Here is a 12,790-nt window from a genome sequence, read left to right as displayed (position 1 = left end):
GACGAATAAATCTCGGAGTTTCACCCCGTCGAGATAAAAATCGCTTGCCAACTTATTTCATCAGATGGAATATGTAGTCACCTCAACGGCAACAAGGAATGCCAAGATGAAAATCGCCAGCTTCGACGTCGATGCGCAAAAGGGCTTCACTCCCCTGTGCCCGAACGAGCTGCCGGTTCCCGGCGGCGATGCCATAGCCCCTGCCCTCAACCAGTTGGCCGAACGCGCCGCCATGCGCCTGGGCAGCAAGGACGCGCACAGCCCGCAAGCCGCCTGGGTGGCACCGAGCCACGCGGAGATGCTCAAGCCGTTGCCGCTGGCCAATGCCGACCTGTCCTGGGTCCGCCACTGCGTGCCGGGTACACCGGGCTTCGAGCTGCTCGACGAGCTGCCCGCCCCGCTGGACTACGACTACTTCGTCTGGAAAGGCGTGGAGCCGGACCTGCACCCCTACGGCGCCTGCTACCACGACCTGGCCGAGAAGCGCAGCACGGGCGCCATCGAGTTTCTCCGGCAGAATGGTGTGGAGCGCGTGCTGGTCGGTGGCCTGGCCCTGGACTACTGCGTCAAGACCACTGCCCTGCAACTGCGCCGCGCCGGCTTCACGGTCGATGTCTACCTGCCGGCCTGCCGGGCCATTGCCGAAGACACCGCGAACGCCGCCTGCGCCGAGATGCGCGCCGCCGGCATCGCCCTGCATGCCAGCCTGGATGAGCTGGATGCAGCGCTGAACATGGATGGAGACAACTGAGATGACCGAGAGCGTATTCGCCGAGCGCATCGTGCAGAACCTGCTGGACACCGACTTCTACAAGCTGACGATGATGCAGGCGGTGCTGCACAACTACCCCAACGCCGAGGTGGAGTGGGAGTTCCGCTGCCGCAACAGCGAGGACCTGACGCCCTACCTGGCCGAGATCCGCTACCAGATCGAACGCCTGGCCGAGCTTGAGGTCACCGCCGACCAGTTGGGCTTCCTCGAACGCATCCCGTTCATGAAGGCCGACTTCATCCGCTTCCTCGGCCTGTTCCGCTTCAATCCGCGCCACGTTCAGGCCGGCATCGAGGACGGCCAGCTGTGCATCCGCCTGCGCGGCCCCTGGTTGCATGTGATCCTCTACGAGATCCCGTTACTGGCGATCATCAGCGAGGTGCGCAACCGCTATCGCTACCGCGAAGTGCTGCTGGAGCAGGCCAGCGAGCGCCTGTACGAGAAGTTCGACTGGCTCAAGCGCGAGGCTTCGGCCGATGAGCTGGACGGCTTCCAGGTCGCTGATTTCGGCACCCGCCGGCGCTTCTCCTACCGCGTGCAGGAGCAAATGGTGCGGATCATGAAGCGCGACTTCCCCGGGCGTTTCGTCGGCACCAGCAACGTACACCTGGCTCGTGAGCTGGACCTCAAGCCGCTCGGCACCATGGCCCACGAATGGCTGATGGCCCACCAGCAGCTCGGCCCGCGCCTGATCGACAGCCAGAGTGCTGCCCTGGATTGCTGGGTACGCGAGTACCGCGGCCTGCTCGGCATCGCCCTGACCGACTGCATCACCATGGATGCCTTCCTGCGCGACTTCGATCTGTACTTCGCCAAGCTGTTCGACGGCCTACGCCATGACTCGGGCGATCCGCTGCAATGGGCGGAGAAGGCCATCGCCCACTACGATAAACTGGGCATCGACCCCATGAGCAAGACCCTGGTGTTCTCCGACGGCCTCGACTTCGAGAAGTCGCTGCAGCTCTACCGTGCACTTTCCGGTCGTATCCACGTAAGCTTCGGCGTCGGCACCAAGCTGACCTGCGACATCCCCGGCGTCGAACCGATGAACATCGTGATCAAGATGACCGCCTGCAACGGCCAGCCCGTCGCCAAGATTTCCGACACACCGGGCAAGACCCAGTGCCGCGACGAGAATTTCGTCAGCTACCTGAAACACGTTTTCCGCGTATGAGGACCCAGTCATGAGCAACCGCCAAGCCGAAATCGCCGCCGCCCTCGACGTAGTGCCGCCCTTTGCCGACGAAGCCGCCCTGCTGGCGCAGATCGACAAGCGCAAGGCCTTCATCAAGAACTGCCTGCAGAACTCCGGCCTCAAGGTGCTGGTACTGGGCATCAGCGGCGGCGTCGACTCGCTGACAGCCGGGCGCCTGGCCCAGCTGTCGGTCGAGGAGCTGCGCGCCGAGACTGGAGATTCGGGGTATCGCTTTATCGCCGTGCGCCTGCCCCACGATACCCAGCACGACGAGCACGATGCCCAGGATTCGCTGACTTTCATCCGTGCCGACGAGAACGACACGGTCAATATCGCCGGCAGCGTGCGCGGCCTCGGCGAGCAGGTCGCCCACCTGCAGAAGCTGCCCGATGCCCGCCGCGACTTCGTCAACGGCAACATCAAGGCGCGCATCCGCATGGTCGCCCAGTTCGCCATCGCCAACGCCAACAATGGCCTGGTGATCGGCACCGACCACGCCGCCGAAGCGGTGATGGGCTTCTTCACCAAGTTCGGCGACGGCGCCTGCGACCTGGCCCCGCTGTCCGGCCTGGTGAAAAACCAGGTGCGCGGCATAGCCAAATACCTGGGCGCGCCGCAGCACCTGGTGCAGAAGACACCGACCGCCGACTTGGAAGAGCTACGCCCGGGCAAGCCGGACGAAGAGGCCCACGGCGTGACCTACGCCGAGATCGACGCCTTCCTGCATGGCGAGACGGTCAGCGACGCGGCCTACGCCACCATCGTGCGCACCTACGACAACACCCGCCACAAGCGCGAACTGCCGCTGGTGCCTTGAGCAGGGTTTCAGTGCAGGGCGATTGGCGTGGGTGGCGGCTGGTCCGGAACGGTCGGCACGCCAGGCGGAGGCGGCAAGTCCGGCTCCTGCGGCAAATCCGGCGTATCCGGGTCGGGCTGGCCGGGAATGGCGCCGCTCAGTTGCCAGCCACGCGGGCCGGGTGGAAAGAAGCGGGTCGATGCTGCGTACATGGGATGCCCTCCACGGCAAACTCTGAAGGGTAGAGTCCGCCCCGGCGGAAGAATTCACAGCATTTAGGGTTCGTACAACACGCTGATAGACACCAGCACCGGCTGTTCGGGGTCATCACCCAGGTGATAGTCCGGCGCCGGACCATAGCCCAGCCAGATCTGCCGACCGTTCTTGGTTACTACATCGGAGCGCTCGTCGCCCGCCCCCTCCAGCCCGACCAGGAAGCTACCCACCTGATCACGGGGCATACCCAGGCGCAGCTGCTCGTCGACCACGAAGCCCTCGGGCTGCCCCTCACGCTGCACATCCTGTAGCCAACCGACGAACAACTCGTCGGTGAACTGCGCCACCGCCCAGCAACGCACCTCGCGCAGGCGCTCGCCTTCGAACACCAGCAGCAGTGCATTGCCATACAGCAGACCGTGGCGCCCCTGCTGCAACGGCAGTTCGACGGTCGGCGGACCAAGCCGCTCGACGAAGGAGGCCCTGGCAGCATCCGGCGCCAGACCGAAAACCTCCCCTCCCGTCTGCAAGGTCAACTCGGCACGAACTACGCCGGAGCTGGCCAGTAGCAAAATAACCATCCACTTCAGCATCTTCATCGCCCTCTCCCTGAACTTGCCCTTGTTAGCGGGTACAAAAAAGCCGGGCATAGCCCGGCCTTTCACTCTAGCGCCGATCAGGTCTTCGGCAGGGTCACGCCGGTCTGGCCTTGGTACTTGCCACCACGGTCGGCGTAGGACACTTCGCAAGCCTCGTCGGACTGCAGGAACAGCATCTGCGCCACGCCCTCGTTGGCGTAGATCTTCGCCGGCAACGTGGTGGTGTTGGAGAACTCCAGGGTTACGTGACCTTCCCACTCGGGCTCCAGCGGCGTGACGTTGACGATGATGCCGCAACGCGCGTAGGTGCTCTTGCCCAGGCAGATGGTCAGCACGTCACGCGGGATGCGGAAGTACTCGACGGTGCGGGCCAGGGCGAAGGAGTTTGGCGGAATGATACACACCGGCCCCTTCACATCGACGAAGCTCTTTTCGTCGAAGTTCTTCGGATCGACAGTAGCCGAGTGGATATTGGTGAACACCTTGAATTCATCGGCGCAGCGTACGTCGTAGCCGTAGCTGGAAACGCCGTAGGAAATCAGGCGCTCGCTGCCTTCGGTGCGCACCTGGCGCTCGACGAAGGGCTCGATCATCCCGTGATCCTGGGCCATGCGGCGAATCCACTTGTCCGATTTGATGCTCATGGCGGGAGTCCTGAAGCTATTGGCTGAAAAATGATCGCGCATCTTACCGGAGGCACACTATCGCGCAAAGTGTCGCACCACCGGTCGACGGCCAAGCTGTGCCCCGTTAGGCTGCGCAGCCTTTCAATCAGGAACGGATGCCTTCATGTTCAAGAACCTGACTCCACTGCTCTACCTGAAGCTCAGATCACAGAGCATCAGCGGCCTTCATCTGCCGTCCGGCACGGTCTTCGACGAACCTCCGGTGCTAGCACTGCAAACCATCAAGGGCAAACGCGAAGCCATCGCCGCAGGCCACGCCGCGATGAAACTGAAGGGGCAAACGCAGGTAGAAGTGCTCAATGGTTTCGACCACCCACGCTCACTGCTGGCCGACTTCACCATCGCCGAGAAGACCCTGAAGCTGCTTTTTCTCCAGCTACCCGCCAAATCCCTGCTGAAGCTGGCACCCACGGTGGTCCTGCATCCGCTGGAGCACCTGGAAGGCGGCCTGACGCAAGTGGAGATACGCGGCCTGTACGAATTGTGCCGCAGCGCAGGTGCCAAGCAGGTTCAGCTGTGGATCGGCCGCGAGCTGAGCATCGAGGAACTGCGCTCGCGGCAGTTCCCCACAGATGGCGGATCGCTGCTGACACCCTGAGGCGTCAGTCGTCGCTGATCTCGATGGTCGGCATGGCACCACTACCCAGACCACCTTGGGCGATGCGAGCCCCGACGCTGCGGGCCATCTCCTGGTAGATCATGGCGATCTGGCTCTCGATGTCGGCCACCACGGTCGGTTTGCCGCCGTCGGCCTGCATGCGGATGGCCATGGACAACGGCAACGAGGCCAGCAAGTCGACGCCATACTGAGCCGCCAGCTTCTCACCGCCGCCTTCACCGAACAGGTGCTCGGCATGGCCGCAGTTGCTGCAGATGTGCACGGCCATGTTCTCCACCACGCCCAGTACCGGGATGTTGACCTTGCGGAACATCTCCACGCCCTTCTTGGCGTCCAACAGAGCCAGGTCCTGCGGGGTGGTAACCACCACCGCACCGGCCACCGGCACTTTCTGCGCCAGGGTCAGCTGGATATCACCGGTGCCCGGCGGCATGTCGACGATCAGGTAGTCCAGATCGTCCCAGGCGGTCTGGGTCACCAGCTGCAGCAATGCACCGGAAACCATCGGGCCGCGCCACACCACCGGAGTGTTGTCATCGGTCAGGAAGGCCATGGACATCACCTGCACGCCATGCGCTTCCAGCGGCACGAAGAACTTCTGGTCGCGCACCTTGGGCCGGGTGCCCTCCGGGATACCGAACATGATGCCCTGGCTGGGGCCGTAGATATCCGCGTCGAGAATGCCGACGCGGGCGCCTTCGCGAGCCAGGGCCAGGGCCAGGTTGGCGGCGGTGGTGGACTTGCCCACCCCGCCCTTGCCGGAGGCCACGGCGATGATATTCTTCACCCCGGCTAATGTCGGCACCTGCTCCTGAGCCTTGTGCGCGGCGATGGCTACATCGACCTGTACCCGCGCCGACTCCACGCCGTCCAGGCCTTCCAGGGCCATCTGCAGCATCTGCGCCCAGCCGTTCTTGAACAGCCCGGCGGCGTAGCCCAGCTCCAGGCGTACGGTGACCTTGCCGTCCTGGATATCGACTTCGCGCAGACAACCGGCGCTGACCGGGTCCTGATTCAGATGGGGGTCGGTGAACTGACGCAGGCGGGCTTCTACCGCTTCACGGGTGACGGCGCTCATGAGCAACTCCGAAAGACTGAGCAAAACAGACGGGCATCTTACCGTAGGCAGGAAAGCCGCCGTAGGCCCATTTCGCCGCAGTGGCTATTAGCATCGCAAAGCACGGCGTATTCCCCGCGACACAGGCCCGCGGATGAAAAAAAACGTCCGCACCTTTATAGTGGCCGACTTCCTTCGTAATACCGTCACGGCCCGATCACCATGTCCGAAGCCCGCAAGATTCTCGTTACCAGCGCCCTGCCCTACGCCAACGGCTCGATCCACCTCGGCCACATGCTCGAGTACATCCAGACCGACATGTGGGTGCGCTTCCAGAAACTGCGTGGCAACCAGGCCATCTATGTCTGCGCCGACGACGCCCACGGCTCGGCCATCATGCTGCGCGCCGAGAAAGAAGGCATCACGCCGGAACAGCTGATTGCCAACGTCCAGGCCGAGCACATGGCCGACTTCGCCGACTTCGGCGTGGACTTCGACAACTACCACTCGACCCACGGCGAAGAAAATCGCGAGCTGTCCGCTGCCATCTACCTCAAGCTGCGCGACGCCGGCCATATCGCCACACGCTCGGTGACCCAGTATTTCGACCCCGAGAAGGGCATGTTCCTCGCCGACCGCTTCATCAAGGGCACCTGCCCGAAATGCGCGGCCGAGGACCAGTACGGCGACAACTGCGAGAAATGCGGCGCCACCTACGAGCCGACCGAGCTGAAGAACCCGCGCTCGGCCATCTCCGGCGCCGTGCCGGTGCTCAAGGACTCCAAGCACTTCTTCTTCAAGCTGCCCGACTTCGAGGCCATGCTGAAGACCTGGACCCGCTCCGGCACCCTGCAGGACGCCGTGGCCAACAAGATCGCCGAATGGCTGGATGGCGGCCTGCAGGAGTGGGACATCTCCCGCGATGCGCCCTACTTCGGCTTCGAGATTCCCGACGAGCCGGGCAAGTACTTCTACGTCTGGCTGGACGCACCGATCGGCTATATGGCCAGCTTCAAGAACCTCTGTGCCAAGCGCCCGGAGCTGGACTTCGACGCGTTCTGGAACAAGGATTCGACCGCCGAGCTGTACCACTTCATCGGCAAGGACATCGTCAACTTCCACGCCCTGTTCTGGCCGGCCATGCTCGAAGGTGCCGGCTACCGCAAGCCGACCGGGGTCAACGTGCACGGCTACCTGACCGTCAACGGCCAGAAGATGTCCAAGTCGCGCGGCACCTTCGTCAAGGCGCGCACCTACCTGGACCACCTCAACCCGGAATACCTGCGCTACTACTACGCCTCCAAGTTGGGCCGCGGCGTGGACGACCTCGACCTGAACCTCGAAGACTTCGTGCAGAAGGTCAACTCCGACCTGGTCGGCAAGGTAGTCAACATCGCCAGCCGCTGCGCCGGCTTCATCCACAAGGGCAATAACGGCGTGCTGGTCGACGCCAACCCCGAGCCGGAACTGTGGGCCGCCTTCCAGGCCGCCGCACCGAGCATCGCCGACGCCTACGAAGCCCGCGACTTCTCCCGCGCCATGCGCGAGATCATGGCCCTGGCCGACCGCGCCAACGCCTGGATCGCCGACAAGGCACCCTGGGCGCTGAACAAGGTCGAGGGCAAGCAGGCCGAGGTGCAGGACATCTGCGCCCTGGGCATCAACCTGTTCCGCCAGTTGGTGATCCTGCTCAAGCCGGTACTGCCGAAGCTGGCTGCCGACGCCGAGGCCTTCCTCAACGTCGCCCCGCTGACCTGGAATGATCTGGCCACCCCGCTGGCCAACCACCAGCTGAACCCGTTCAACCCGCTGCTGACCCGTATCGAACCCGCGAAGATCGAAGCCATGACCGAAGCCTCCAAGGAAGACCTCGCCGCCGAAGCCACCAAGCCAGCTGGCAATGGCGAGCTGACCAAGGACCCGCTGGCCGCCGAGATCAACTTCGACGCCTTCGCCGCCGTGGATCTGCGCATCGCTCTGATCGAGAAGTGCGAGTTCGTCGAGGGTGCCGACAAGCTGCTGCGCCTGTCGCTGGATATCGGCGACGAGAAGCGCAACGTGTTCTCCGGCATCAAGTCCGCCTACCCGGACCCGAGCAAGCTGGAAGGCCGCCTAACCCTGTACGTGGCCAACCTGGCCCCGCGCAAGATGAAGTTCGGCGTGTCCGAAGGCATGGTCCTGGCCGCCGGCCCGGGCGGCGAGGAAATCTACCTGCTCAGCCCGGACAGCGGCGCCAAGCCCGGCCAGCGCGTCAAGTAAGCTGGGCTAGCCTTGTAACAGGCGCGTAGCACCCGCCGCGCGCCTGGAGCCTAAGTGCATGAGCGACTTCCTCTTCGCCCTGATCGGCGCCGCGCTGGTCAGCAACCTGATCCTCGGGCTGCCGCTCGCCGCCGATGCCCTGCGCCATGCCCGCGCGCAGGCGCTGGGCCCGGCCGGTGCACTGCTGATTCTGCTCACCGCGCCCACTGCCTGGCTGCTGCAACAGGCTCTGTTGGCTGTCGACCTGGTTTATCTCTACCTGCTGATCGGCATACCGCTGCTGGCAGCGCTGAGCTGGCTCAGCCTGGCCCTGTTGCAGCGCCTGCGTCCTGCCCTCGACCAATCCGGCCTGTGGCCGCTGCTGATTGGCAACGGTCTGGGTGCCATGCTTCTGGCTCGTTCGCTGGACGGTTTCACCGCAGCGCTGGCCCTGGGCATCGGTGGCGGTCTGGGCTTCTGGCTGGTGTTGCAGCTGATGAGCGACCTGATCGAGCGCATCGAACAGTGCGATGTGCCAATCGCCTTGCGCGGCACGCCGATCCTGCTGATCACCGCCGGCCTGATGAGCCTGGCCTTCCTTGGCTTCAACGGCATGGGGGCGGCATGAGCAACGCCCTGCGTAGCGACGCCCGACGCATTCAGGCCATCGACGCCCTGCTGCCGCAGACCCAGTGCGGCAAATGCGGCCATCCGGGCTGCAAGCCCTACGCCGAGGGCATCGCGGCTGGCGAGGCGATCAACAAGTGCCCGCCGGGCGGCAGCGCCACCATCCATGCCCTGGCACAGCTGCTCAAGGTGCCGGAGCTACCGCTGGAACTACCCGCCGTACCGGCGCAGATCGCCCTGATCCGCGAAGCCGAGTGCATCGGCTGCACCAAGTGCATACAAGCCTGCCCGGTGGACGCCATCGTCGGCGCGGCCAAACTCATGCACACGGTGATCACCGCCGAGTGCACCGGCTGCGAGCTGTGCGTGGCGCCCTGCCCGGTGGACTGCATCGATATCCTGCCGCTGGCCGGCGCCGAGGCACTGCAGCAGCGTGAGCGCGCCGACCAATTCCGCAGCCGCCATGAAGCTCATCTGGCGCGCTTGGCTCGCACCGACGCCAAGCGCCAGGCCGAACGTGCCGCCCGCGCGCCGGCAATTCAGGCCGCAACTCCGGCGCCGACGGCAGCCAGCAACGATGACCAATACAAACGCCTGAAGATCGAGGCAGCCATGGCCAAGGTGGTGCTGACCAAGGCCGAGAAGCAACTGGCCCAGCACGGCAGCCCCGAACTGCAGCGCCAGGTGGACGAACTGCGCCAGGCCGCCGAACGTGCTCAACAGGCCCTGGAACAGGCCACGCCACCAGCCCCGGCGGCTCCCACTGCCGGCATCGCCGCACTCAAACAGGCCAAGATCCAGTTCGCCCTGCGCCGCGCCGAGCTGGACAAGGCCACACGCCAGGGCGCGGACGACGCCACGCTGCAAGCGCTGCGTGCCAACCTGGAGGCCGCCGCTCAGGCCCTGCACGCCGCCGAAGAAGCCAGCGGCAAGCCGCTGCCCGACCTGGTGCGCACCGACAAGCAGCCGGTCGACCTCAAGCTCCGTGAGCTGAAGACCGAGCACGCCTATGCCCGCGCCGAGCTGCAGCGCCTGGAGCGACGCCTGACGGCCAATCCCGCAGCGACATCGGCCGATACCCTGCAGCAGGCCCGCCAGCGCCTGGCGAATGCCGAGCAACAGCTGCATGACTACCAGCAGCCCTGAAATCGCCTTCGACCCGCGCCCGAGCATGCAACGGGTGCTGCTCGCCTGCCTGCCCGGCGTCCTGGCCCTGCTCTGGCTCAACGGCTGGGGCCTGCTGGTCCAGCTGCTACTGGCCGCCCTCACCTGCTGCGCCTGCGACCTGCTGAGCCGCCATTTGCGCGGCCAGGCGCTCGCCGATAAAGAGCGCAGCCTGTTCGAACTGCCACTGCTGGCCGAAGGCAGCGGCCTGGTCAGTGCCCTGCTGCTGGCCCTGGCCCTGCCCGGCTACGCGCCCTGGTGGCTGACCGTGGCCAGCGCCGCCTTCGCCAGCCTGTTCGGCAAGACGTTGTTCGGCGGCTTCGGCAACAACCCCTTCAACCCGGCCATGCTCGGCTACGTCTTCGCCTTGGTCGCCTTCCCGGCGCAGATGGTGCACTGGCCCGCGCCAGGGGGCGGCCACGACCTGCTCGCCGGACTGCAGCAGATCTTCGGCTTCGGCCCCGGCCTGCCAGATGGCTGGAGCCAGGCCACGGTGCTGGACAGCCTGCGCCACAACGACCGCCTGACCATCGACGAGCTGTTCGCCAGTCACCCTGCTTTCGGTGGCGTCGGCGGGCGTGGCGCGGAATGGGTCAATCTGGCCTTCCTCGCCGGCGGCCTGTTCCTGCTGCAGCAGAAGGTGATCCGCTGGCAGGCACCGGTCGGCATGCTCGGCGCCCTGTTCGTCGCCAGCCTGCTGTGCTGGAACGGCTCGGGTTCGGACTCCAACGGCTCGCCGCTGCTGCACCTGTTCAGTGGCGCCACCATGCTCGGCGCCTTCTTCATCGTTACCGAGCCGGTCAGCGGTCCGGACAGTGCGCGCGGGCGCCTGTACTTCGGCATCGGCGTCGGCCTGCTGACCTACTCTATTCGCACCTGGGGCGGCTATCCGGACGGCCTGGCCTTCGCCGTGCTGCTGATGAATCTGTGCGTCACCCGCCTGGATCGCCTGGGAGCCGCACGATGAAACGCAGCGCCGCACTCCTGCTGGCGATTGCCCTGTGTGGCGCAACCCTGCTCGCCACGCTCCAGCATTTCGCCGCGCCACGCATCGAGCAGCAGCGCCAAGCCGCCGCCGAGCGCGCCCTGCTCGACCTGCTGTCCGCCGGCAGCTACGACAATCGCCCCCTGCAACAGCCTATCGCGCTGCCGGCCGACGGCCTGCTGGGCAACGCACGCGCCGAGCAGGGCTACCTGGCCAGCCTGAACGGCCAACCCAGCGCCGTGCTGCTGCCGGTGACCAGCAAAGGCTACGAGGGGCCGATCCGCCTGCTGGTAGCGATAACCCCGGATGGCCAGCTGCTCGCCAGCAAGGTCCTGCAGCAGCAGGAGACACCCGGCCTGGCCGATCTGCTAGCTCCCAACCGCGCTGCCTGGCTACACAGGTTTGCCGGCAAGACATTGCACGACGACATAGCGACCTGGACGCTGCGTGCCGACCAGGGCCAGGTCGACCAGATCGCCGGCGCCACCATCACCTCGCGCGCAGTGACCGACGCCCTGCAACGCGCCCTGCGCTTCTTTGACGCCGAGCGGCAACGGCTACTGGAGGCGCGACCATGAAGCGCAACCTGCAGCTGCTCGCCTTCGCCCCGCTGGTGGGCGGCACCGACCTGCTGATCAAGGGCATAGGCATAGGCCTGGGCGGCCTTTTGCTGATATTGCTGTGCGGTCTGCTGCAGGCGCCGCTGCGCCGGCACCTACCCGCTCACGGCCGGCTGCTCGCCACGCTGCTGGCAGGCGCCATGCTAGTCGGCAGCCTCGACCTGCTTCTGCAAACCCTCAGCAGCGAACTGGCCGCCGCCCTCGCGCTCTACCTGCCGCTGTTGTTGCTGCCCTGCCTGGCACTGGCCCTGGATGAGCAGATGGAAGCAAAACGCGGCCTCCGGCTGGGACTATGGTTTGCCCTGTTCGCCGTGCTGCTCGGCGCCCTGCGCGAGGTCTTCGGCCATGGCAGCCTGCTGGCCCACGCCGATTGGCTGCTGGGCCCCGGCTTCTCCGGCTGGCATTGGCAAACCGGCCTGCCGCTACTGACGCAGGCCGCCGGCGGCTTTATCCTGCTCGGCCTGCTAGTTGCCCTCTTTCGCCATTTCGACCAAGACGACGCCCGATGAACGCCGCCAAACGCTTTGAGATCTTCCGTCGCCTGCACGAAGACAACCCCGAGCCCAAGACCGAGCTGGCCTACACCACACCGTTCGAGCTGTTGATTGCGGTAATCCTCTCCGCCCAGGCCACCGATGTCGGGGTGAACAAGGCCACCGCCAAGCTCTACCCAGTGGCCAACACCCCGGAAGCCATCTATGCGCTGGGCGTCGAGGGCCTCTCCGAGTACATCAAGACCATCGGCCTGTTCAACAGCAAGGCGAAGAACGTCATCGAGACCTGCCGCATCCTGGTCGAGAAACATGGCAGCCAGGTGCCGGACAACCGCGAGGACCTGGAAGCGCTGCCCGGGGTCGGCCGCAAGACCGCCAACGTGGTACTCAACACCGCGTTCCGGCAATTGGCCATGGCAGTGGACACGCATATCTTCCGCGTCAGCAACCGCACCGGCATCGCTCCCGGCAAGAACGTGGTGGAAGTGGAAAACAAGCTGCTCAAGTTCGTGCCGAAGGAGTTTTTGCTCGACGCCCACCACTGGCTGATCCTCCATGGCCGCTACGTCTGCCAGGCGCGCAAGCCACGGTGTGGCGCCTGCCGCATCGAGGATCTGTGCGAGTACAAGGCCAAGACCTCTGACGATTGATTGGCCCACGAATCAGGCATGGGCCTGATTGAAAAAATCTTTTTTACCAGCCCCAGACTTTGCCGCTATAAG

Annotated in this window: 15 protein-coding genes; 11 read left to right on the top strand and 4 right to left on the bottom strand. The window is 65.1% G+C overall.

Annotation, left to right across the window (positions count from 1 at the left end):
- The first annotated feature begins 64 nt into the window (after positions 1 to 64).
- The 3 genes from IB234_RS16170 to nadE are packed head-to-tail and all read left to right on the top strand — an operon-like array spanning position 65 to position 2,784.
- A complete protein-coding gene (locus IB234_RS16170; RefSeq protein WP_412547924.1) occupies positions 65 to 751 on the top strand; it encodes a nicotinamidase in 687 nt (228 codons plus the stop codon).
- 1 nt (position 752) lies between these two features.
- Positions 753 to 1,946 carry a nicotinate phosphoribosyltransferase gene (pncB, locus tag IB234_RS16165; RefSeq protein ID WP_192319692.1) on the top strand — a complete coding sequence of 398 codons (1,194 nt, stop codon included), beginning with the start codon at positions 753 to 755 and terminating at the stop codon, positions 1,944 to 1,946.
- A 10-nt stretch (positions 1,947 to 1,956) separates the two neighbouring features.
- A complete protein-coding gene (nadE, locus tag IB234_RS16160) occupies positions 1,957 to 2,784 on the top strand; it encodes an ammonia-dependent NAD(+) synthetase (RefSeq protein ID WP_192319690.1) in 828 nt (275 codons plus the stop codon).
- An 8-nt stretch (positions 2,785 to 2,792) separates the two neighbouring features.
- On the opposite strand, the gene IB234_RS16155 is transcribed toward nadE, so the two are convergent.
- The 3 genes from IB234_RS16155 to dcd all read right to left on the bottom strand — a co-directional run bounded on the left by IB234_RS16155 (position 2,793) and on the right by dcd (position 4,222).
- The gene (locus tag IB234_RS16155; protein WP_192319687.1) at positions 2,793 to 2,975 is read right to left on the bottom strand and encodes a hypothetical protein; all 183 of its coding nucleotides are present in this window, start codon (positions 2,973 to 2,975) and stop codon (positions 2,793 to 2,795) included.
- A 63-nt stretch (positions 2,976 to 3,038) separates the two neighbouring features.
- Positions 3,039 to 3,578 (bottom strand): hypothetical protein, encoded by a 540-nt coding sequence (locus IB234_RS16150; protein WP_225580629.1) that lies wholly within the window; start codon positions 3,576 to 3,578, stop codon positions 3,039 to 3,041.
- A 77-nt stretch (positions 3,579 to 3,655) separates the two neighbouring features.
- Positions 3,656 to 4,222, bottom strand: coding sequence for a dCTP deaminase (dcd, locus tag IB234_RS16145; protein WP_192319685.1), 567 nt, complete (start codon positions 4,220 to 4,222; stop codon positions 3,656 to 3,658).
- Between the two features lie 145 nt (positions 4,223 to 4,367).
- Here dcd and IB234_RS16140 point away from each other — a divergent pair, with 145 nt between their 5' ends.
- Complete coding sequence (locus tag IB234_RS16140; RefSeq protein WP_192319683.1) at positions 4,368 to 4,862, top strand: rod shape-determining protein; 495 nt, start codon at positions 4,368 to 4,370, stop codon at positions 4,860 to 4,862.
- Positions 4,863 to 4,866: 4 nt separating this feature from the next.
- Here the strand turns inward: IB234_RS16140 and apbC are convergent, their stop codons facing one another.
- A complete protein-coding gene (gene apbC, locus IB234_RS16135; protein WP_192319681.1) occupies positions 4,867 to 5,961 on the bottom strand; it encodes an iron-sulfur cluster carrier protein ApbC in 1,095 nt (364 codons plus the stop codon).
- A 201-nt stretch (positions 5,962 to 6,162) separates the two neighbouring features.
- Between apbC and metG the strand changes: the two genes are divergently transcribed.
- From metG to nth, 7 genes are read left to right on the top strand one after another with little or no spacing between them, the layout of a single operon-like run.
- Complete coding sequence (metG, locus tag IB234_RS16130; RefSeq protein ID WP_192319679.1) at positions 6,163 to 8,199, top strand: methionine--tRNA ligase; 2,037 nt, start codon at positions 6,163 to 6,165, stop codon at positions 8,197 to 8,199.
- A gap of 58 nt (positions 8,200 to 8,257) precedes the next feature.
- Entirely contained in the window at positions 8,258 to 8,806 is a 549-nt protein-coding gene (locus IB234_RS16125) for an Rnf-Nqr domain containing protein (RefSeq protein ID WP_192319677.1), read from the top strand.
- Positions 8,803 to 9,951: an RnfABCDGE type electron transport complex subunit B gene (locus IB234_RS16120; protein WP_192319675.1), complete on the top strand. Its 1,149-nt coding sequence runs from the start codon at positions 8,803 to 8,805 to the stop codon at positions 9,949 to 9,951. Before IB234_RS16125 ends, IB234_RS16120 begins: the two co-directional genes overlap by 4 nt.
- Positions 9,932 to 10,936 (top strand): RnfABCDGE type electron transport complex subunit D, encoded by a 1,005-nt coding sequence (locus IB234_RS16115; protein ID WP_192319673.1) that lies wholly within the window; start codon positions 9,932 to 9,934, stop codon positions 10,934 to 10,936. Before IB234_RS16120 ends, IB234_RS16115 begins: the two co-directional genes overlap by 20 nt.
- On the top strand, positions 10,933 to 11,532 hold the full coding sequence (locus IB234_RS16110; protein WP_192319671.1) for an RnfABCDGE type electron transport complex subunit G: 600 nt from the start codon (positions 10,933 to 10,935) through the stop codon (positions 11,530 to 11,532). Before IB234_RS16115 ends, IB234_RS16110 begins: the two co-directional genes overlap by 4 nt.
- On the top strand, positions 11,529 to 12,083 hold the full coding sequence (locus IB234_RS16105) for an Rnf-Nqr domain containing protein (RefSeq protein ID WP_192319669.1): 555 nt from the start codon (positions 11,529 to 11,531) through the stop codon (positions 12,081 to 12,083). Before IB234_RS16110 ends, IB234_RS16105 begins: the two co-directional genes overlap by 4 nt.
- The gene (gene nth / locus IB234_RS16100) at positions 12,080 to 12,718 is read left to right on the top strand and encodes an endonuclease III (RefSeq protein ID WP_192319667.1); all 639 of its coding nucleotides are present in this window, start codon (positions 12,080 to 12,082) and stop codon (positions 12,716 to 12,718) included. The genes IB234_RS16105 and nth overlap by 4 nt, the downstream gene beginning before the upstream one ends.
- Positions 12,719 to 12,790: the final 72 nt, after the last annotated feature.

The organism is Pseudomonas sp. PDM16 (assembly GCF_014851865.1).
GTDB lineage: Bacteria > Pseudomonadota > Gammaproteobacteria > Pseudomonadales > Pseudomonadaceae > Aquipseudomonas.
This window is presented reverse-complemented; position numbering and strand designations above follow the sequence as displayed.